This window comes from Microbulbifer sp. A4B17 (genome assembly GCF_003076275.1).
Taxonomy (GTDB): domain Bacteria; phylum Pseudomonadota; class Gammaproteobacteria; order Pseudomonadales; family Cellvibrionaceae; genus Microbulbifer.
In genome coordinates this window covers 3627556-3647277 of record NZ_CP029064.1, presented here as the reverse complement: position 1 = coordinate 3647277, position 19722 = coordinate 3627556, and the positions used below count along the sequence as shown (strand labels likewise).

At 52.1% G+C, this 19722-nt stretch carries 21 protein-coding genes; 10 read left to right on the top strand and 11 right to left on the bottom strand.

Annotated elements, in window-relative coordinates:
• Positions 1–123 precede the first annotated feature (123 nt).
• On the top strand, positions 124–1701 hold the full coding sequence (gene guaA / locus BTJ40_RS16065) for a glutamine-hydrolyzing GMP synthase (RefSeq protein ID WP_108734047.1): 1578 nt from the start codon (positions 124–126) through the stop codon (positions 1699–1701).
• Between the two features lie 361 nt (positions 1702–2062).
• Here guaA and rlmB read toward each other — a convergent pair whose 3' ends face one another.
• The 7 genes from rlmB to BTJ40_RS16030 form a co-directional block, all read right to left on the bottom strand.
• Positions 2063–2845, bottom strand: coding sequence for a 23S rRNA (guanosine(2251)-2'-O)-methyltransferase RlmB (gene rlmB / locus BTJ40_RS16060; protein ID WP_108734046.1), 783 nt, complete (start codon positions 2843–2845; stop codon positions 2063–2065).
• Positions 2842–3711: a Rossmann-like and DUF2520 domain-containing protein gene (locus BTJ40_RS16055; RefSeq protein ID WP_108734045.1), complete on the bottom strand. Its 870-nt coding sequence runs from the start codon at positions 3709–3711 to the stop codon at positions 2842–2844. The genes rlmB and BTJ40_RS16055 overlap by 4 nt, the downstream gene beginning before the upstream one ends.
• Positions 3711–4469 carry a pyridoxine 5'-phosphate synthase gene (locus BTJ40_RS16050; RefSeq protein ID WP_108734044.1) on the bottom strand — a complete coding sequence of 253 codons (759 nt, stop codon included), beginning with the start codon at positions 4467–4469 and terminating at the stop codon, positions 3711–3713. The genes BTJ40_RS16055 and BTJ40_RS16050 overlap by 1 nt, the downstream gene beginning before the upstream one ends.
• 3 nt (positions 4470–4472) lie before the next feature.
• Positions 4473–5066 carry a peptidylprolyl isomerase gene (locus BTJ40_RS16045; RefSeq protein WP_108734043.1) on the bottom strand — a complete coding sequence of 198 codons (594 nt, stop codon included), beginning with the start codon at positions 5064–5066 and terminating at the stop codon, positions 4473–4475.
• 155 nt (positions 5067–5221) lie between these two features.
• On the bottom strand, positions 5222–5902 hold the full coding sequence (locus BTJ40_RS16040) for a TIGR04211 family SH3 domain-containing protein (RefSeq protein ID WP_238152030.1): 681 nt from the start codon (positions 5900–5902) through the stop codon (positions 5222–5224).
• 30 nt (positions 5903–5932) lie between these two features.
• Positions 5933–6232 (bottom strand): YciI family protein, encoded by a 300-nt coding sequence (locus tag BTJ40_RS16035; protein ID WP_108734042.1) that lies wholly within the window; start codon positions 6230–6232, stop codon positions 5933–5935.
• 33 nt (positions 6233–6265) lie between these two features.
• Positions 6266–6985 carry a VC0807 family protein gene (locus tag BTJ40_RS16030; protein WP_192879343.1) on the bottom strand — a complete coding sequence of 240 codons (720 nt, stop codon included), beginning with the start codon at positions 6983–6985 and terminating at the stop codon, positions 6266–6268.
• A 208-nt stretch (positions 6986–7193) separates the two neighbouring features.
• Here BTJ40_RS16030 and BTJ40_RS16025 point away from each other — a divergent pair, with 208 nt between their 5' ends.
• The 5 genes from BTJ40_RS16025 (at position 7194) to rluB (ending at position 11955) form a co-directional block, all read left to right on the top strand.
• A complete protein-coding gene (locus tag BTJ40_RS16025) occupies positions 7194–8150 on the top strand; it encodes a PHP domain-containing protein (RefSeq protein WP_108734041.1) in 957 nt (318 codons plus the stop codon).
• Between the two features lie 92 nt (positions 8151–8242).
• Positions 8243–8866: an L-threonylcarbamoyladenylate synthase gene (locus BTJ40_RS16020; protein WP_108734040.1), complete on the top strand. Its 624-nt coding sequence runs from the start codon at positions 8243–8245 to the stop codon at positions 8864–8866.
• Between the two features lie 134 nt (positions 8867–9000).
• A complete protein-coding gene (locus BTJ40_RS16015; protein ID WP_238152224.1) occupies positions 9001–9942 on the top strand; it encodes a ScpA family protein in 942 nt (313 codons plus the stop codon).
• A gap of 10 nt (positions 9943–9952) precedes the next feature.
• The gene (gene scpB, locus BTJ40_RS16010; protein WP_192879341.1) at positions 9953–11098 is read left to right on the top strand and encodes an SMC-Scp complex subunit ScpB; all 1146 of its coding nucleotides are present in this window, start codon (positions 9953–9955) and stop codon (positions 11096–11098) included.
• Positions 11095–11955 (top strand): 23S rRNA pseudouridine(2605) synthase RluB, encoded by an 861-nt coding sequence (gene rluB / locus BTJ40_RS16005; protein WP_108734039.1) that lies wholly within the window; start codon positions 11095–11097, stop codon positions 11953–11955. The genes scpB and rluB overlap by 4 nt, the downstream gene beginning before the upstream one ends.
• Before the next feature lie 65 nt (positions 11956–12020).
• On the opposite strand, the gene BTJ40_RS16000 is transcribed toward rluB, so the two are convergent.
• The 3 genes from BTJ40_RS16000 to BTJ40_RS15990 all read right to left on the bottom strand — a co-directional run bounded on the left by BTJ40_RS16000 (position 12021) and on the right by BTJ40_RS15990 (position 14877).
• Positions 12021–12698 carry an SRPBCC family protein gene (locus BTJ40_RS16000; protein WP_108734038.1) on the bottom strand — a complete coding sequence of 226 codons (678 nt, stop codon included), beginning with the start codon at positions 12696–12698 and terminating at the stop codon, positions 12021–12023.
• Positions 12699–12785: 87 nt separating this feature from the next.
• On the bottom strand, positions 12786–14162 hold the full coding sequence (locus BTJ40_RS15995) for an ATP-binding protein (protein ID WP_108734037.1): 1377 nt from the start codon (positions 14160–14162) through the stop codon (positions 12786–12788).
• A gap of 10 nt (positions 14163–14172) precedes the next feature.
• Positions 14173–14877, bottom strand: coding sequence for a response regulator (locus BTJ40_RS15990; protein WP_108734036.1), 705 nt, complete (start codon positions 14875–14877; stop codon positions 14173–14175).
• Between the two features lie 168 nt (positions 14878–15045).
• Between BTJ40_RS15990 and BTJ40_RS15985 the strand changes: the two genes are divergently transcribed.
• From BTJ40_RS15985 to BTJ40_RS15970, 4 genes are all read left to right on the top strand, one after another.
• A complete protein-coding gene (locus BTJ40_RS15985; protein ID WP_108734035.1) occupies positions 15046–15510 on the top strand; it encodes a Spy/CpxP family protein refolding chaperone in 465 nt (154 codons plus the stop codon).
• A 221-nt stretch (positions 15511–15731) separates the two neighbouring features.
• Complete coding sequence (locus tag BTJ40_RS15980) at positions 15732–16274, top strand: flavodoxin (RefSeq protein WP_108734034.1); 543 nt, start codon at positions 15732–15734, stop codon at positions 16272–16274.
• Positions 16275–16280: 6 nt separating this feature from the next.
• On the top strand, positions 16281–16649 hold the full coding sequence (locus BTJ40_RS15975) for a hypothetical protein (RefSeq protein ID WP_108734033.1): 369 nt from the start codon (positions 16281–16283) through the stop codon (positions 16647–16649).
• Positions 16650–16946: 297 nt separating this feature from the next.
• A complete protein-coding gene (locus tag BTJ40_RS15970) occupies positions 16947–17399 on the top strand; it encodes a Spy/CpxP family protein refolding chaperone (RefSeq protein ID WP_108734032.1) in 453 nt (150 codons plus the stop codon).
• Between the two features lie 88 nt (positions 17400–17487).
• Here BTJ40_RS15970 and BTJ40_RS15965 read toward each other — a convergent pair whose 3' ends face one another.
• Positions 17488–18816: a S9 family peptidase gene (locus BTJ40_RS15965; RefSeq protein ID WP_108734031.1), complete on the bottom strand. Its 1329-nt coding sequence runs from the start codon at positions 18814–18816 to the stop codon at positions 17488–17490.
• Between the last annotated feature and the right edge of the window lie 906 nt (positions 18817–19722).

Sequence of the window (19722 nt, the reverse complement as noted above, 5' to 3'; positions counted from 1 at the left end):
TGTGAACCGCTCTGCATGCCAGAGGTATCACGGAGTTATTCATAGGCTCCCTAAGACGGAACAAGCAGCAAACGGACCTTTAAGGTCCGTTTGCCGTTATTTAATCCAGTTATCGAGTAAGTCATGAGCCAAGATATCCATTCCAGCCGAATACTCATTCTCGACTTCGGGTCCCAGTACACACAATTGATTGCCCGCCGTGTCCGCGAGCTGGGCGTATTTTCTGAAATTCGCGCTTTCGATATGACCGAAGAGGAAATTCGTGAATATCAGCCCAAAGGTATTATTCTCGCCGGTGGCCCCGAGTCGGTACCGGAAGAGGGTTCCCCGCGCGCGCCGGAAGCGGTTTATAACCTGGGCGTGCCGGTTTTGGGCATTTGCTATGGCATGCAGACCATGGCTCATCAGCTTGGAGGCACTGTACAGGGCAGCGATATTCGAGAATTCGGCTATGCGCAGGTAAAAGTTGAAGGCCAGTCCAGCCTGTTGAGCGATATCAAAGATCATATCGCTGATGATGGCAGCGCTCTGCTGGATGTTTGGATGAGCCACGGCGACAAGGTAGTGGCAATGCCGGAGGGCTTTGAGCTGCTGGCTTCCACGGATTCCTGTCCGATTGCCGGTATGTACAACGCAGAGAAGAATTTCTTCGGTGTGCAGTTCCATCCGGAAGTGACGCATACCCTGCAGGGTATGCGTATTTATGAGCACTTTGTGATTGATATTTGCGGGTGTGAGAAACTCTGGACTCCTGCCAATATTATCGAAGACTCTATCGCTAAAGTCCGCGATCAGGTGGGCGAGGGCAAGGTGCTGCTCGGTTTATCCGGTGGTGTCGACAGCTCTGTGGTAGCTGCTTTGCTGCACAAGGCTATCGGCGATCAGCTGACCTGCGTATTTGTGGATAATGGCCTCTTGCGTAAAAACGAAGGCGATCAGGTTATGCAGATGTTCGCCGACAATATGGGGGTTCGCGTTATCCGCTCTGATGCGGAAGAGGACTTCCTTGGGCGCCTTCAAGGTGAAAAAGACCCGGAGGCCAAACGCAAAATCATTGGTAACACCTTTATCGAGATTTTTGATCGCGAAGCTTCCAAGTTACAGGACGTGAAATTCCTGGCTCAGGGCACTATCTACCCCGACGTTATTGAGTCTGCCGCTGCAAAAACCGGCAAGGCTCATGTGATTAAGTCCCACCACAATGTGGGTGGCTTGCCGGAGGATATGCAGTTTGAACTTGTTGAGCCTCTGCGCGAACTGTTCAAAGATGAGGTGCGCAAGATCGGCCTGGAGCTGGGCTTGCCTTACGATATGGTTTACCGCCATCCCTTCCCGGGCCCAGGCCTGGGCGTGCGAATTCTCGGTGAGGTGAAACGGGAGTATGCCGATATCCTGAGGGAGGCAGATGCGATCTTTATCGAGGAGCTCCACAACGCCGATTGGTACCATAAAACCAGCCAGGCCTTCGCCGTATTCCTACCGGTAAAATCTGTGGGTGTTGTAGGTGATGGCCGTCGATATGAGTATGTGGTAGCCCTGCGTGCCGTTGAGACAGTGGACTTTATGACGGCGCGCTGGGCGCATCTGCCCTACGAGCTGATCGAGAAGGTTTCCAACCGAATTATCAATGAGATAGAACATATTTCCCGCGTGGTTTATGACGTTTCCAGCAAGCCTCCCGCGACAATTGAGTGGGAGTAACTACAGAATCGATAGGGGTGCTTAGCACCCCTTTCTTTTGTTTTTTGGGTTCAGCGTCTCATTTTCCACAGAGGACCTTCCTCTTTATTCGATCTTTAATTAGTACGGATTGTAACTAACCACGCTCTGAACTTTTCCCTAACTCGTTGATTTTTTGAGCGTTTCCAGGGTTGTCTATTTTTTCTTCATATTGTCACAATGACCAAATCACGGGCCTTTGAGGCTCGCCGCTCTAAGTTAATCACAGAGATATCCACAGAATCTGTGGGTAGTGGAAAACACTGGATAAGTTGAGGTGGAGTGGGTGGGATAAATTGAGTCTGCAGGGCATTGGGAGGCAGGCGCCTCCCAATAGAGAGAATCAGATTTCGCGGCGAAAGCTGATCAGTGCCGCTGTGACTGCCACATTCAGACTCTCGACATCATTTTGCATGGGGATACGTACCAGCTCGTTGCACTGTGAAGCAACTGTATCGCTGACACCGTGGGTCTCATTGCCCAATACAAAAATTGTGGAGACCTTACTGGAAACCTCTTTCAAGGTTGTTCGGGCGTGGGATGATAGTCCGCAAATCTGGGCTCCCGCTTCGCGGAAGTCTCCCAGGGTGCCTGCCAGTTTGTCACAGCGCAAAATCCGGGTTTTGAATAGTGTGCCAGTACTGGCTTTGATGACCAGGGGATCTATCTGGGCACAGCCTTTTTTCGGCAGGATAATTCCATCGATTCCGCCCGCACAGGCTGAGCGGATAATCATTCCCAGGTTCTGCGGGTTGGTTATGCCATCCAGGGCCAGTAGTTCGTAGGTGGTTTGGTGCCCCTGGACGGCAACTTCCCGCAAGAAGTCTGCAGCCCTGCCGTAGTGGGGCAGGGCCAAATCGAGGGCCACCCCCTGGTCTTGGCGGGAATTTTTTGAAATCCGGGATAGGCCTTTGCGATCCCAGTAGGCGATTTCAATCTGGCGTTCTTGTGCCAGGGTCTCCATCCGCTGAATTAACTGGTCGCGCCGATTGCTGCTGGCCAGGTGTAACTTATGGACGGGTACAGATAAATCTTCGAGAGCTTCGAGTACGGGTTTGCGCCCATAAATTGTTAGGAGGCTGTCGAAGAAGGCTTTTTTTTCCAGGTATTCGGAGGAGTCTTTCACCGCGTTGGCTCACTCAGCAGTTCGATCAATCTGGCTGCACTCTCCGGTGAGAGCGAGCCGCGCCGCGCCAACTCTACACAGGCGAGGCCCAGATGGCGATAGCAAAGTGCCAGCTGGCTATCTACCGAGGCAAGGCTTTCCACCTGGGCTCCAACGGTTTCCACATCTCCCCTGGCAATGGGACCTGTCAGAGACTTCTCCGGCCCCAGCGTCATATTATTTTGCAGGGTCTGAGATACAATCGGCGCCAATAGGCGCAGGGCACTGTCCCGCTCGATGCCGGCGGCGGCAAAGCTCTGCAGACTCAGGTCCATCAGGGTGGTCAAATAGTTCGAGGCAATGACTGATCCGGCGTGATAGAGGGACTTGTTGTTCGGGTCGATGGTGAGGATCTCACAGCCTAGGACTGCGAAGGCTGCAGAGAGAATTTCTATCGCTCGGCTATCTCCCTCGATGGCGACACTGGTGCTGGCAAATGTCTGCAGTGAAGTTTCCGGTTCGGCAAAGCTGTGAACCGGGTGGGCACTGGCAATTAGGGCGGGCTTTAATGGTTCAAGTATCTGAGAGCTGAGTGCGCCGCTGCAGTGGAATACAAGGGTATTTCCATCGACAAGCCCGTTTTCGGCAAGCTGGTGGGCAAACACAGCGATTTCGCTATCGATACAACCAATCAGCCACAGATCTGCTGCCGGCATGGCTGCGAGAGATTCGACTGCATTGCCAGCGCCAATAAACCGGCTGGCAGCCAGGCCGCTTTCAAGGCTGCGGTTATAAATTGACTGTACCTGAAATACACCACTTTCCTGCCACAGCCGCCCGAGGGTTTTGCCGAGGCGGCCGGCACCAATAATATTGAGACTTTGCATCAGCTACCGGCGAGGCAGTCGACATAGGCGTTAACGGCATTCTCCAGGCCCATGTCGATAGCATCTACGGTGAAAGCGTGGCCAATGGAGACTTCCTGCAGTCCCGGCAGAGTACGGTAGCGCGGCAGGTTGACCAGGTTGAGGTCGTGGCCGGCATTAATACCGAGCCCCAGCTGTTGCGCGTGTTCGGCTGCGGCGCAGTGGGCGGAAAAAATCGCTTCCAGATCCGGACTCTGTTTGGCCACGGCTTCGGCATAGGGGCCCGTATAGAGTTCAATACGATCTGCGCCGACTTGTTTTGCCAGGCTGATCTGGTCCAGATCTGGGTCCATAAACAGGCTTACACGTACACCGGCATTTTTCAGTTCGTCGATTATGGGAATCAATCGATCACCGTCCTGTTTGAGGTCAAACCCGTGGTCTGAAGTGAGCTGATCGTTGGTATCGGGCACCAGGGTGCATTGGTCTGGTTTGGTTTCCATAACCAGGGGTATCAGGCCTGGATAATCGCCCAGAGGTGCGGCAAAGGGGTTGCCCTCAACATTAAACTCAATACCTTCGCGACCAATGCAGAGCTTTGCCAGGTCGCGTACATCGCCGGGGCGTATATGTCGCTGGTCGGGACGGGGGTGCACGGTAAGTCCCTGGGCCCCTGCATCCAGACATTTGCGCCCATGGGCGATCACATCGGGAAAGTTGCCTTCGCGGGAATTGCGAATTAAGGCGATTTTATTGAGGTTTATGCTGAGAGCTATCAATGCTTATTCTCCCTTGCTGTGTTCAGCGACAGTGTTCTCGCTGGTGCTAATTCGTTTTGCAGAAAGGATGCGGATTGGGGTGTTGGGGGCCTCCGGGTGTTGGCGATAGAGCCCCCGGGGTTCCCGCTCGATTTTTTCTACGATATCCATGCCCTCAACGACCTTGCCAAATACCGCGTAGCCGGGCTTGTCTTCACTGGCATCCAGGCGGGTGTTATCTATCAGGTTTATAAAAAACTGCGAAGTGGCGCTATCGGGATCGTTGGTTCGTGCCATTGAGAGGGTGCCGCGGAGATTTTGCAGTCCGTTTGCTGACTCATTGGCAATAGCGTCGTTAGTTTCTTTTTTCTGGAAATCGAAAGTAAAACCTCCCGCTTGAACGACAAAGCCCGGCACTACCCGATGGAAGATAAGGCCATCGTAGAAGCCGCTATCGGTATATGCGAGGAAATTCTCTACGGTAACAGGGGCCTGTTTGGCAAATAATTCAATGCGGATAACACCCAGGTCGGTTTTTAATTCAACCTGAGGGTTCTGAGCAAATATTGGGAGGCTGAACAGAGTACAAAAAAGAAAAGTGAGTAACTTACGCATCATCCGTGTCCTTTAAATGTCCGGGGTCAATCGGTTTACTACTGTGCCAGCGCATGGTTATTAGGGAAGGGGTAAGTATTTGGATATCGCTGCCTGCGGAGTGCTCATGAGCACACCCGCAGTCGTATAGTAAGCGATTTTGGCCTTGGCGAGGGAAATCAGTTGGCCCACTCAGAGTTTCGTTTGCGTGGGCGTACATGAGGGGCGATCATTGCCAGGATGGCGCCCAGGGCGACAGATAGAGCTCCGTACAGTTGCCACTTGCGCGCGTCACTACCGGACAGGCGCTGAATTTCCGCTTCGGCCATACTTTTTTCCTGTTTCAGTAACTCGTACTGATGCAGGAGTTTTTGATGGCGGTCGTTGAGTGAAATAGCATCGGCGGAGAGGGATTTCAGGCTTTTGAGCTCGGTAGCCAGTTCCTGACTCTGCTGCTGTGCTGCAGTCAGGGCAGTATTCAGCTCGCTATTTTCTGTCTCCAGGCGGCGAACCTCCCCCCCCAGATTACCTTCCATTTTCTCAAAGCGGGCCAGGTTTGCCTCTGCGGTTGCCAGCTTTAACTTTGCCACAGGCTCGCTGACCAGGTATTGGCGCCTGATCCAGCCCTCAGTGCCGCTGGGGGTGCGTACTTTTGCCCAGCCTTCCGCGGCGGCATCTTCGAGCAGAGCCAGTTCGGTGCCACTGGCCAGGCCGCGGTGCAGAATCCGGAATTCATTGCCTTTGCCGGAGCGCATGGGCACGTGAAGTTGGTCGGTAATATAGCGGGTCTCCGCTGCAAGTGCCGCTGGCGCTGAGTTCAACAGCGCCACAGCGAGCACACCGGACAGTAATTTCTTCATTGTGATGCAGCTTTTTAGTTAGAGTTTTTATCAGGGCAGTACAAGCTTATATGGCTTGACTGTAACCGATGCATAGACGCCTGCTTCGATATATGGGTCGCTGTCGGCCCAGGCCTTGGCCTCTTCCAGAGAAGGGAACTCGGCGATTACCAGGCTGCCGGTAAAGCCGGCTTCACCGGGCTCTTCGCTGTCGATACTGGGGTTTGGGCCTGCGGCCAGGAGGCGACCTTCATCTTTGAGGAGATTGAGCCGGGCCAGGTGACCGGCGCGGGCTTTTTTGCGTAAAGGGAGACTATCGCTAACATCTTCACTGATGATTGCGTACCACATTGTTTTTAATGCTCTTGTTAGTTTTTTAAAGTGCTATTGCGCGACCATCACTTCTTCCAGTTTCAACCCGGTCAGCTTGCCGATACGGGAGAAAAGGAAAAAGAGAGCACCCATCAGAATCAGGGTTGATGGGATTGCAATAACCAGATATCCATAGGCCGTCATTTCACCCAGCTCCGTGTTGTAGGCCTCGGTGCCCGGCAGGCTGGTGACGATCATTTTGGCAAGGATGTAATTCAGTGCCGACGAAAAAAAGAACGATCCGGCAACGATCCATGAAGTCTGTCGCAGTGTACGGTCAAAGGCCGGCTGGTTGCCATTAGCCTGTAATGACTGAGCAATTTTTGCCGTATTCAGAATTTGATCGTTGTATAGCAGGGTTTTGACCAGGGGCCAGCGGGTATATACGGATATAGCAGTTGCAACGCCAAGCAATCCTGGGATCGCGGCTTCCTTGATCGCAATGTATTGCGGGTCCAGTTTCAGCAGGCTGATACCGCCGGTAAGAAGGATGCCAATAAAGCCGAGTGCTGAGAAAAAATTGACCTTCCCCAGTCGCAGAAGGTCGCGAAGGCCATAACCCAGCGGGAAGGCCAGGGCGACTATCAGTGCCCAGGTCGGGCCCAACCAGTCATCTCCGGAAAGCTTGGTCAGTATCAATGTCGGAATAATGACATTGAAGGCGATATTGCTGAGAAACCCTTCCTTTTTAGGCTTCTCGGGAGATGTGGTGGTCGAATTCGTTTCGGTCATACTCAATTCCGGTGATAATGCCTGCTGGAAACTGAGAGGGAATCAAAACGAATTGACTGCCAGTTCAATTTCCCCGCTGACAAAACTGCTGTCAGACTTCGGCCCCGGCGGGTCGCCCAAGGGTGACTGCTAATCCGGGCCTTATCCCTGAAAACGCCGAGTGCCGCATAGACAGCGCCACAGGGCGATTGTTCCTAAAAAGACGGATATGGCGACCTTTTTCATCGTCGAACTGAGTGAGAGCCTGTTGTTGAAGACCCTTTCAGCCGATTTGAATACAGACCTGGTGGATCTGCACTGCCACAGTACCGCGTCTGACGGTATTTTAAGTCCTGCGCAGCTGGTGTCGAGAGCGAAATCCCAGGGTGTGACGATGCTCGCCCTGACCGACCACGATACGGTGGATGGTGTGCCTGAGGCTCGGCAGGAAGGTGACTATTTGGGCGTAGATGTAGTGGCGGGTATTGAGTTCTCCAGTCTTTGGGGGCGCAGACCCGTACATATTGTGGGTTTGAACATCAATCCTGAATCGGGGCCTCTGCAAGAAGCCATACAGCTGCGTGAGCAGTTGCGCAAGGAGCGGGCAGAGCGTATCGCGGAAAAGCTAGAAAAGCTTGGCTTTAGCGGTGCCTTGGAGGGTGGGCGCGCCCTGGCGGGCGACTCGGTACTGGGTAGACCCCATTTTGCACGATGGCTGGTGGAAGCTGGGCATATAGATGATACCGGTAAGGCGTTTAAGCGTTACCTGGGGGCTGGCAAAGTAGGAGATGTGAAAGTTGAGTGGCCCCAGTTGGGTGAGACCATCGCTACTATTCACAGTGCCGGCGGTTGTGCGGTATTGGCCCACCCGCTTAAGTACGGATTGACCCGCACCCAGTTATTGCGACTGCTGGGAGCTTTTCTTGAAAAAAATGGGGATGCGATAGAGTTGCTGTGCGGTCGGCAAAACCCGACACAGACCCGAGAGTTAAAGAAATTGTTACTCTCGGCCGCGGAAGCGGCGGGCAAATCGATGCCGCACTGCTCTCTTGGCAGCGATTTTCACCAGCCGGAGCAGCCCTGGCGTGAATTGGGTTGTGTCAGGTTGCCCGCAGACGTCGAGCCGGTGTGGAATCTGTGGCACACTCTGCACCGGGAACAGCGGGGTCACGTTTCGCTGCCCTGATTCCGGCTTGTGAATTGGGGGCCATCGTCCGGCTTTAAGCCTGGTGGATGGCAGTGAGGTATTTTCAATCGGTAAGGCTTTTGGGGGGCTTTGTGGCGCAGTTTTTTCAGATTCATCCGGATAATCCTCAAGGCCGCCTGATCACTCAGGCAGCAGAGATCGTCGCCCAGGGGGGCGTTATTGTTTTTCCCACAGACTCCGCTTACGCCATAGGCTGTCGACTGGGAGAGAAACTGGCTGTTGAGCGTATCAGAGCGGTGCGCCAGCTGGATAAACAGCACAATTTCACACTGATGTGCCGTGATCTATCGGAGTTGGCGACCTACGCCAAGGTCGACAACCAGATGTTCAGGTTGTTAAAGAATCATACGCCGGGCTCCTATACCTTTATTATGCCGGCGACTGCCGAGGTGCCGCGTAGGCTGATCCACCCGAAGCGCAAGACCATCGGTATTCGTGTGCCGGATAACCCTATTGCCCTGGCCCTGATTGAAGAGTTAGGTGAACCACTGATGAGTTGCAGCCTGATTTTGCCCGGCGAAGAGCAGCCCCTGACCGAGCCTTACGATATTCGCGAGACTCTGGAGCATCAGGTGGAATTGGTTATTGACGGCGGTTTCTGTGGGTTGGAGCCCACAACTGTAGTGGACCTGACCGGCGATGAGCCTCAACTGGTTCGCCAGGGATGTGGGGCAACTGACGAAATACTCGGCTGAAAGCTGCGGTGCCGTGTATAATCGCGCGTTTGCACGATTGAGGGTGGGGCAGGGTGTCCAGTGATGAGTTACTAGCAGAGGTCGAGGAGCAGGTGCTGGCCGAGGTTGCGGCGAGCGATGACGAGGCTTCTGCCCTGGCTGGTGATGCGGAATCGCAGGGCCAGGACTCGGATGCGGATTCCCCCCTGGCCCTGGTGCAGGGTGAAATCTTCAACGACCTCCCGCAGGATCTCTTTATTCCACCAGATGCCCTGGAAGTTGTTCTGGAAGCTTTCGAAGGGCCTCTGGATCTCCTGCTATACCTGATTCGCCGCCAAAACCTGGATATTCTCGAAATTAACGTCGCCGATATTACCCATCAATATATGGCGTATGTGGAGATGATGACGGCAATTCGCTTTGAATTGGCCGCCGAATATCTGGTCATGGCCGCTATGTTGGCGGAAATAAAGTCGCGCATGTTATTGCCGCGACCGCCGGAAGCGGAGGAGGAAGAGGGCGAGGACCCCCGCGCGGCTCTGATTCGCCGTTTGCAGGAGTATGAGCGTTTCAAAACTGCGGCTGAGGATCTCGATGAAATCCCCCGCGTTGGCCGGGATGTTCACCAGGCCAACGCAGAGGCTCCCGATCGCAGTATTACGCGTCCCGATCCTGAAATAGACCTGAAAGAGGTTCTGGTCGCCCTGGCAGATGTGCTGAGGCGCGCGGATATGTTTGAAAGCCACCAGGTTGAGCGGGAGAAATTGTCTACTCGCGAGCGTATGACCCAGGTGCTGGATAAAATCCGCCACGGCCAGTTTGTGCCCTTTGTCAGTCTGTTTACCGTTGAGGAGGGGCGCCTCGGTGTCGTGGTGACCTTCCTGGCAGTGATGGAGCTGGTGAAAGAGTCCCTGGTGGAGCTGGTGCAAAATGAAGCATTTGGCCCTATCCATGTACGCGCTCGCGCTGCTACTCACAGCGGTGAAAGCGAAGAGGGTGCTGACAGCGAGCTGGAGGATCAATCAATTGAACAGATTGAAGATCCAGAAGAAGCAGTAGAGGCTCCTGAGAAAGCATCGGAAATGTATTCGAGTTAGAAAATAGAAGATGACAATCGCCCCCGAATTACTGCGTAAAATCGTCGAAGGCGCCCTGTTGGCTGCTGGCCAGCCTCTCAGTGAAGAAAAACTGTTGTCTTTGCTGGACGAGGAAGAGCAACCTTCCAAGACTACCCTGAGAGATGTGCTAGAGGAAATCGCCCAGAGTTGTACTGAGCGGGGATTTGAGCTGAAGAAAGTCGCGAGCGGTTGGCGTTTCCAGGTGCCGGAAGACCTGGCTCCCTGGGTGAATCGGCTGTGGGAAGAAAAGGCGCAGCGGTATTCTCGTGCAACCTTGGAGACCCTGGCCATTATCGCTTATCGACAGCCGGTAACCCGTGGCGATATTGAGGATATCCGCGGTGTTGCGGTGAGTTCGCATATTGTTAAAACACTGTTGGAGCGTGGCTGGATAAAAGTTGTGGGGCAGCGGGATGTGCCCGGAAAGCCGTCTCTTTACGCAACAACCCGGGAGTTTCTCGATTATTTTAATTTGAGCACTCTGGATGACCTGCCTACCCTGGCGGAGATTCGCGATATTGAAAGCCTGAACCAGATCCTGGAGCAGGAAGGCTTACCGCCAGAGCCTGTTCCCGAGGAAGGAGATTCCGAGGCGGACAGTAATGCCTCGACAGACCCCGAGTCAGAGCAAGACTCCGAGATGGAATCCTCTACCAAAGCTCCTACGACCGAGCAGGAAGATATGGATGATGCTTTGGTAGAAGCTCTGGCTGAGGAAATTGTCGCTGAGGCATCAGATGTTGCGCCAGGGACAGGCGAAGAAACAGCATCTGTTGAGCCGGATATTGAAAGTAATGAGGTGATTCCCTCTACCGAAGAGAATCCGGTGGAAAGTGCTGCTGCAGAAATCTATCAGGAAATAACGCAGGAGGACTCCGAGGACATCTCGGAGCCAGATACAGAGATTGATCAGAGTGAAGAAGAAACCGAACTTCACCGTGATGAGGAAAGCAGCGATGAATCGCTGCCAGTAGAAGATGAGAGTGAGGACTCTCTAATGGCAACACTGCCGCCCAGCAGCATGTTTGCCGAAGATGACACAGTTGAAGAGGTCGCCGAGGAGTTGGCGGAAGAAAATGCTGATGTCGATGAAGATTCCAAAAAAGCAGTACAAGTGGAAAGCACCACCCCATGAGTGATGGTACCCCGCCAGCAGGCGAGAAATTACAGAAAGTTTTAGCGCGCTCCGGTCTCGGTTCGCGTCGTGAGATGGAGCGCGCAATTGATGCGGGCCGTGTAACCGTAAATGGAAAAGTGGCGGAACTCGGAGAGCGAGTAACTGAAGCGGATCATATCGAGTTTGACGGTAATCGCCTGCCCTCGGCAGAGCAGAATCGCTGCCGGGTAATACTCTACAACAAACCGGTTGGGGAGATATGTTCCCGCCACGACCCGGAAGGCCGTCCGACGGTCTATGATCGCTTACCGAGACTGAAAACCGGCCGCTGGATTTCCGTTGGGCGATTGGACTTCAATACCAGTGGTCTGCTGCTGTTTACCAATAGTGGAGAGCTGGCCAATAAATTGATGCACCCATCCTCGGTGATTGATCGTGAATACCTTGTTCGAATCCAAGGCGATGTGGACGAGGAGATGAAGCGGCGTCTACTCAAGGGTGTGCTTCTTGACGATGGGTCGGCACGCTTTACGGATATTGTAGAGAGTGGCGGTGAGGGTAAGAACCGTTGGTTCTACTGCGTGGTGATGGAAGGTCGCAACCGCGAGGTGCGTCGCCTGTGGGAGTCCCAGGGTGTCAGGGTCAGCCGCTTGAAGCGTGTGCGCTATGGCAGCGTGTTTATTCCTTCTCATGTGCGCGTAGGGCAGTGGATCGAGATGGAGCCGCGAGAGATTGATGACCTCTGTGTAACTGCCGGAATGCCGAAACTGGGCCAGCGCCCATTGACTCAGGGTGAAAAGCAAAACCTGGAGCGCCAGCGCAGGAAATTGCGCAAGTCACCCGCGCCCGCCGCGCGGCGCAATAGACCGAAATAAGTTTGAAAATGAAAAAGCCCGCAACAGCGGGCTTTTTCATGTATGAGAGGTAACTGGTAGGTTAGTTATTCCTGGTTTTCCGGTGTCTCTCCGGCTTCCTCTTCGTTCTGGTTGCGCAATTCACTGGGAACACCCTGTGGGCCATCACCCATAGCGTCATCCACATCCGAGGGGATATCCGAAACTGAATGGGTGGAACTGCTCCCAGAAGTGTTGCTTTCAGGGGCGGTTTCGACCAGATTTTTCAGTTTCTCCAAACCCTGCTCATAGGATTCCCCGACCATTTTTTTCACCGCCAGGCCCATCCAGCGCTCTCGGGGGCCGCCGCCGGTATCGCTGTGGAAGTTCCAGGTGAGTAGGGTGCCGCTATCCTTTGGCTCCAGCTGAAATTCCGCTGTGGCCTGGCTGCCATCGCCAAATTCCAGTTTGGTGGCGACAACAGAATCTCTCTTGCTGGCGAAGATGGTTTGACTGCCACTGCCCGCCTTGGAGTTCTGTCCACGCCAGGTCATTTTGGCGCCGACACCCTCCTGGGGGCCGCTGTACTCATAGAGCACTGATGGGTCGATATGGCGCCAGGGTGACCACTCGTTGAATTTGCGGAAGTTGTTGATGTAGGGGAAAACTACTTGTGGTGGTTTGTTGATAAATACGCTGCGGTGAACGGTGACCTCACGGGGGAACAGGTAGCCTGCGAGCACGAGGATTACCAGGATAATCAGGATATAAATAATCCAGCGCATAGCGGATTCCTTTGCTATTTGCGGGTGCAAGGAAGCAACCGCCAGAAATTCTGGCGGTTGAGATGCTTATATTAGCTGTTGTACTGCTTAATCGTCGGCGATATGTATCAGGGGCAGTGTGATCTCAACACAAAGACCGGCATTTGAGCTATTTTTGGCGTTGATACTCCCCCTGTGATGAAGGATTGAGCGCTGGGCAATAGCGAGCCCGAGCCCAAAGCCGCCACTTTCCCGGGTGCGTGCACTATCAGTGCGGTAGAAGGGACGGAAAATAGCCTCTAACTCCTCATCGTCTACGCCTGAGCCTGAGTCAACGACTGAAATCGTGCAGGAGTCTGTCGATTCCTTAATCGACACTTCCACTCGGCCTTGTTCAGGGCTGTATTTGATTGCGTTACGAAGGATGTTTTCTAAGGCCGCGGTCAGGGAGCTGCCCCGGGTTGCGACCAGAAGCTCTTCACCTTCGGAGCGAATATCAATGGACAGATCTTTATCCGCAGCCTCACTGTGGAGGTCCTCGGCCAAGGCACTTATCAGGGAATTGATCTCGACTACATCATCCAGGGGCCGCTGCTCCTGGGTACTGATGGGAAGAGACAGAACGTCGGCGATGATATCTTCCAGGTAATCCGCAGCCTTGCCGATTTTATCCAGTTCTGTGTCGAGACCGCCCACCTGTTTCTGGCGTGCGATAGCCAGTGCCACTTGCAGGCGTGCCAGCGGTGAGCGCAGTTCGTGGGAGACATCCTTGATCAGGCGCCGCTGCTCAGACATGGACTCTTGAAGCTGGGCTGTCATCGAATCGAAATCCAGGGCCAGGTCTGTCAGTTCATCGTTACGAGACTTCAGGGTTGGTGCTACGCGGTAGTCCAGTTCACCGGCAGCGACCTGCTTGGTGGCAGCGCGCAGCTGTTCCAGTGGGCGGCTCAGGTAACGGGCAAGCCAGTAGCAGGCCAGTCCGGAGGCAATCATGGACAGTAGTAGCATCGGCCAGAAGTTGCGCCACAGGAAGCGCAGCAGAAGGCCTTCCTTACTATCGCCAGCGGAGACAACGACACGCAGGGGATCACCGGTGCGCAGCGGTAGGAAGAAGCCTACTGTGGGTTTGTTGTTCACCAGTCTGTGGGCCTCCCGGTTGCGATAGTCGAGACTGTCGATAAGCGGCTCCATGTTCGACGGCACTTCGCGGCCGAGAATATCGTTCCCCTGTTGGTCGACAGCATAGACATTGCGCTTCACTTTCTTGGGGGCTTTTTCGAGCCAGTGCTGGAATTGTTCGGGGCCGTGGCGGCGGGCGATACGCATATTGCGCATTACCTCGCGAAACAAGGCGGGGCCCTCCCAGCGCTCCTCCTGCCGCGGGTCGCCAAATTCGCCGAAGTGAGTGATGTAAATGGCGGCCACAACCATCACCATGGCGGTGATCCAGGCCCCAAAGAACATTTTCCAGAAGAGACTGCGCATCGTGGAAAACCTACTGCTTGCTCTGGGTGAGCATATAGCCGGCGCCACGGATGTTGATAATCAGATCGCGGCTGGCGCCTTTATCCGCGAGCTTCTTGCGAATATTACTGACATGGACATCAATGGAGCGGTCATAGGGCATCAGCTTGCGTCCCAGTGCGCTCTCGGTGAGCACCTCTTTACCGACCACTTCGCCGGCATGCTGAACCAGTACCTTGAGCACGGCGAATTCAGCACCGGTTAGTGCCAGAGCCTGGTCGCTCCAGTAACCCTGATGCTCTGCAGGCAGCAGTCTGATCTGGCCGCTGGTGAGGCTGTCGTCGCTCTCCTCCGCTTCGACCCGGCCGCGACGCAGTACTGCGCGTAATCTTGCCGCCAGTTCCCTGGGGTTGCAGGGCTTCGGCAGGTAGTCGTCGGCTCCCATTTCAAGGCCGACGATACGATCGACAGTATCCCCCTTTGCGGTAAGCATCAGAACGGGCAGGGAGCGGCTCGCTGCAGATGCTTCCTCTCGAAGTTTGCGCAGCACTTCAAACCCGTTGTGAACTGGCAGCATTACGTCCAGTACCAGGGCGTCAAAGCTCTCGCTCTGCGCTAGCTCCAGGCCTAAGCCGCCATCGTTGGCAGCAGTTACGTCAAACCCCTCCCCGGTAAGGTACTCCCTCAACAGGTCAGTGAGTTCGGTGTCATCGTCGATTAAAAGGATGCGGCTCATGGCGTTCTCTCAGTTTCTGTGTGGCCATTATATGCAAAGCGCTGGCGCTGGTTACCGCCGGCGATAAAGCTTTTTACCGTTCTTAACAAATGTTTACCGGCGTTTTCCCCCGTTTACATAAGCTGCGCTTACTATGAAGTCACTGAACGCGAACATGAGGACGAAGGAATGAAATACTGGAAACAAGCGTTAGGAAGCTTGGCCTTGGCAGGTGTTCTGGTCGCCCCGGTAGCAGTGGCTTCTGGAGGCAGTGAAGGTGGTCAGGGGCGCGGATTCGAGTATATGGCCCGTCAGCTTGAGCTGACCGAAGGTCAGCAGGCACAGTTAAAAGCCAATCGGGATAGCAACCGTGAGGCGAGAATGGCACAGCGCGAGCAAATGATCGAGCTGCGTAAGCAAATAGATACGGCGATTGAATCGGGCGCTGACCAAGCGACACTGGATCAGCTGGGCGAAGAACTCGGCAAACTAAAGGTCCAGGAGATGCAGAGCCATAACAAAATGAAAGAACAGTTCAGGTCCATTCTAACTGATGAGCAGAAAGCCAAGTTAGAACAGCTTAAGAGTGAACGCAGAGGGCGCCAAATGAAACGGCGCGATGAAAGCTCTGCAAGCCAGGATACAGAGTCCTAGGCCCCCCAACCAAAGACTCCTTGTGCGATCCGCTGGGTGCACCCTTCCCCAAGGCCCAGCAGGTTCATAACCCTTAGCCCCCGCTGCCCCGGGGGCATTTTTCTTTATACCTTCCGAAACCAGATCAAATAGGTAACTTGCTGAGCCCGTTTATTGCTGGGAGAATACGCCGCCTTGTAATTTAGTATGTAGTTGCCCGGATCGGGCGGAGAGGGTTGACAGTGAGTAAAATCGGCTTGTTCTATGGCAGCGATGAGGGTAACACCGAGTCTGTAGCTTTGCGCATCCGCGCCCGCCTGGGCGAAGAAAATGTAGACCTGTTTGATATTGCTGATGTTACCCAGCTGGATATTGTTAATTACCAGTATTTAATTTTTGGAATCCCTACCTGGGACTTTGGTCAGATCCAATCTGACTGGGAAGAGTTCTGGGAAGATGTGCAGGAAATCGATTTCACCGGTAAGACAGTTGCTTTATTTGGCCTGGGAGACCAGTTTGGGTACGGCGATTATTTCCTGGATGCTATGGGTATGCTCCACGATGTTATTGTGGAGAGGGGAGCTTCGATAGTCGGCCACTGGTCAACTGAAGGCTATGAATATGAAGCCTCAAAAGCTGAAGTGGACGGTGGGGCAAAGTTTGTCGGTTTGGCTGTTGATGAAGACCAGCAAGAAGAGATGACTGCCGAGCGGCTCAATCTCTGGTGTCGACAAGTCGCGGAAGAACTTGCGCTTGACGGCGAAGTCCTTGAGCTGGATGACTGATCCTCTATGAAAAGCTCCCTGCTATTCAGCGAATTTTGGCCCTGGCTGGCAGAGCATACGAATTGCATTGTCAGGGCAGGAAGTAGTGATTCGGTAGTGTACGATGATGACGATTACCACTGGCGCTTCACCACTGAAGATGCCCGTACCAAGCTGGTTCAGGTAATGCGCGGTAAACGACCTGTCGCCGAGCTGTTTATTGAGCCTGAACATATAGCCGTTGTCCGTATTTCTTCAGGGGAGCGGGGAGAGTACAACTTTGACTTGATAACTGAAGTCCAAGGGCGCGAACAGGTAGTTTATTACTTCGTTCTGACTCACGCGCTGGAAGAAGTGGATACAAAGCCAAATCCCACCTCAGCCGCACTGCATTAAAAACTTCTGAATATTGCGGAAGCTCATACAGAGTAAACCTGTTTGGCTTCCAAGCTAAATTAATGAAAGAAGCCATTTTTTATTTCTATTCGTTCTCTTAAAAGCGATTAAGTAGAACTTTCTTTTTGCGAATTATTCGTACTGATTAAGGAATCTCTGAGCTATTCAGAAACCGTTCAATTGTGATTATCTTTAAAAAGCCTGTTTAAAGTTCTTAACAAAGGTTTACCGCAGTTATCCCCTGTTTACACGGTGCCCACTTACTATGTACTTACTGAATGCAAACGAGAGGGTTGAATGATGAAAAACTGGAAAACTGTAGTAGGTAGTTTGGCATTGGCTGGAGTAGTGGCTGTACCAGCAGTAAGCATGGCATGTGACGGTAAAGGACGCGGCCATGGTCCAGAGAAAATTGCTAAAGAGCTGGACCTGACAGAAGCGCAAAAAGATCAACTGAAGGAACTTCGCGAGTCCAACCGTGAAGGAAAAATGGCTAAGCGCGAGGAAATGTACAAAGCTTATGGCGAGCTACGTGAAGCAATTCGTTCTGGCGCTGATCAGCAAACCCTGGCAAGCCTGGGGGCTAAGATTGGGGAACTGGAAGTTGCTAAAATGCAAAGCCGTAACCAGATGCGCACCCAATTTGAATCTGTTCTAACAGAAGAGCAGCTGGCCAAATTGGAAACCCTGAAGGCTGAAAAAAAGGATCGTCATATGAAGAAGTGGAAGGCATATCGCGATCACGGTTGAGTGGCTACCTTGCTTGAGATATGTAGCTGATTTAAAGCTAACTAGTGTTGCCCCTGAACACTATGGGGCAACACAGTTAATTTAAACTTCAGCCTTCGTTAGATTCTTTCTCTGCAGCACCAACACCAATGTGCTGGTCTAAAAATTCTAATAATTGGGTGTATAGTTTTAAATTATTTTTTTCAGAGTAAAAACCGTGCCCTTCCTTAGCAATTATCAGGCTCTTTGCTGGCTTACCCTCTTTCGCAAGTTTTTCCAGTAATTCCTCGGCATGATCTACCGGAACCCGCTCATCTTCCTCTCCATGAATGATAAATAATGGGATATTGAGCTTGTCAATATTGTGGATAGGGGAACTCTCTCTCATAAAGCTTTTGTTTTTACTAACTTCCTCCTTTAAATAGGCAAGGCCTCGGACTCGATCTTTGATATCACCTTTGGTGTACATCATTTCAAGGTCGTAAACACCAACGTAACCGATGGCGCATTTATAGAGTTCAGGGTATTTTATAGTATTCATTAAAGCGGAGTATCCCCCGAAACCCCCACCAAAAATGCAGACCTTGTCCGGGTGGGCATAACCTTTATCAATCGCCCATTTTACAGAGTCTGCAATATCTTTTTGTATTTTTCCGCCCCACTCGAGCTTACCTGCCTTGTAGAAATGATTACCATAGCCACTGGAGCCTCGAAAGTTAACTTGGAGTACCAAGTATCCATTTTGAGATAATATTTGTGCGTCGCGACTGTATCTCCAATAATCTCGACTGTGAGGTCCTCCATGAGGAAGCACGACAAGGGGTAGCTTCTTCTCTCTATTTTGGGGGAAGGTTAAATATGTCCCAATGCGAAGGCCATCTGAAGTTACGAACGATTCAGCATGCATCGGGTTCAGTTGTTCTGGGTCTAGCCAGTCAGATGAAGAAATTAAGAAATCTACTTTCTTAGATTCCATATTTACCAAGAAATAGTCAGCTGGGAGACGGTCTCCATAAACTGCAAGAATACCTAGCTTTCCATCGGAAGTAGTGCTGGTAAAGTATATACGATAGCTATCAAAGGCCTTTTTCAATCCTCTAAAAAATGCTGGAAAATTCCCCTTGCTGTTAAAAAAGTGTTCTTCTGGGTAGTCTGGGTGGGTATAGGCGCCTATAGGTTCTGTATTGTTTTTCCTGTCTATTTCTAGATAGGTTTCTCCTGTTTCTTGATTTATGCCTACAAGTCTTGCTCTGCTGAGAGTAGGATCTTCGATTTTCTTCCAATGCCCATCTGAATATTGGTATGGCTCAGGATTTCTCTTTTTATCCGTTCCTGTTGCGAAGGTTAGATTTCCTTGCCCGTCTGTATAGGCACGCCCATAAGATTGCGGTAGGCCTATAATTTTTCTTTCGGCACCTGTATAAACATTAACTTCCAACACCTCCCCATAAGATTCCCAATTGTTTGCCCAGGGACTAGTGGAGGCTAAAATTTTCTTGTCATTTCTCTTAATGATATCAATGATGGTGGAGTGTGCGTATGTCGGCTCTACCTGCTTTATGCGGGCCGTAGTTTGTCGGCGTTTCTAACGTTGCCCTACGCTCCCACATTTCAGCAACAACTCTTTTATTGTTTACCCATTTAAAATCACCAACCTCTTTCTTGCCGATAAAGCGGAGGCCCCAGTTACCTTGAGTGGCTTGAGAGACATAAAAATAGAGCGCGTTTACCTTAGCGCGTTCTGCGTATAGCTATATGGGTTCCGTCAGGGGATATTTGTACATCTTGAATTCCAGAGTGGCGCAGTAAGTCTGCTAATGGTACTTGGCTGCCAAGTACCACTGTAGGCCAGAGGATAAGAAATAAGAATAGGTTTCGCATTAAGCTCGACTCATTAAAATGTAGGGATTTTTATATTGTGCACAGATTAATAAGGCTTGAAAAATAAAGGTATTTTTGTCTGCCCAAAGTAGTTTGCATGGAGCATATTATCATGAATTTAACTTATTCGCTGATTCCCAGCATCTTGGCCTGGTTTGTGTTGGTTGAGTCAATAAAGCGTCGATGTAACCTCGGTCTTGAATGGATTTTGTTTGGTAGCGATGTGTAGTGGCACAGGATTGTGAATCATCACGATGTCAATATTGCTGAGTTTAAATGCCTAATAAACTGCATTGTTTCTTATGACGGTGTGCGGTAATCCTTTTCGGATTTTTCCCAGGATATTCCTGAGAGCCAGTAGTTGGTAAAGAGTCTGGAACAAATGGCAGATAAGACAAAAATTTCCCCAGTTGATTATAGGCTTGAGGGCGGCTCTAAGGTGGTTTGTTTCACTTGTAATACA

Excerpts from the sequence above, each read along its gene's own strand:
- guaA (WP_108734047.1), top strand. The coding sequence starts at position 124 with ATGAGCCAAGATATCCATTCCAGCCGAATACTCATTCTCGACTTCGGG.
- BTJ40_RS16055 (WP_108734045.1), bottom strand. The coding sequence starts at position 3,711 with ATGCAAAGTCTCAATATTATTGGTGCCGGCCGCCTCGGCAAAACCCTC.
- BTJ40_RS16045 (WP_108734043.1), bottom strand. The coding sequence starts at position 5,066 with ATGATGCGTAAGTTACTCACTTTTCTTTTTTGTACTCTGTTCAGCCTC.
- BTJ40_RS16040 (WP_238152030.1), bottom strand. The coding sequence starts at position 5,902 with ATGAAGAAATTACTGTCCGGTGTGCTCGCTGTGGCGCTGTTGAACTCA.
- BTJ40_RS16035 (WP_108734042.1), bottom strand. The coding sequence starts at position 6,232 with ATGTGGTACGCAATCATCAGTGAAGATGTTAGCGATAGTCTCCCTTTA.
- BTJ40_RS16030 (WP_192879343.1), bottom strand. The coding sequence starts at position 6,985 with ATGACCGAAACGAATTCGACCACCACATCTCCCGAGAAGCCTAAAAAG.
- BTJ40_RS16025 (WP_108734041.1), top strand. The coding sequence starts at position 7,194 with ATGGCGACCTTTTTCATCGTCGAACTGAGTGAGAGCCTGTTGTTGAAG.
- scpB (WP_192879341.1), top strand. The coding sequence starts at position 9,953 with ATGACAATCGCCCCCGAATTACTGCGTAAAATCGTCGAAGGCGCCCTG.
- rluB (WP_108734039.1), top strand. The coding sequence starts at position 11,095 with ATGAGTGATGGTACCCCGCCAGCAGGCGAGAAATTACAGAAAGTTTTA.
- BTJ40_RS16000 (WP_108734038.1), bottom strand. The coding sequence starts at position 12,698 with ATGCGCTGGATTATTTATATCCTGATTATCCTGGTAATCCTCGTGCTC.
- BTJ40_RS15995 (WP_108734037.1), bottom strand. The coding sequence starts at position 14,162 with ATGCGCAGTCTCTTCTGGAAAATGTTCTTTGGGGCCTGGATCACCGCC.
- BTJ40_RS15990 (WP_108734036.1), bottom strand. The coding sequence starts at position 14,877 with ATGAGCCGCATCCTTTTAATCGACGATGACACCGAACTCACTGACCTG.
- BTJ40_RS15985 (WP_108734035.1), top strand. The coding sequence starts at position 15,046 with ATGAAATACTGGAAACAAGCGTTAGGAAGCTTGGCCTTGGCAGGTGTT.
- BTJ40_RS15975 (WP_108734033.1), top strand. The coding sequence starts at position 16,281 with ATGAAAAGCTCCCTGCTATTCAGCGAATTTTGGCCCTGGCTGGCAGAG.
- BTJ40_RS15970 (WP_108734032.1), top strand. The coding sequence starts at position 16,947 with ATGATGAAAAACTGGAAAACTGTAGTAGGTAGTTTGGCATTGGCTGGA.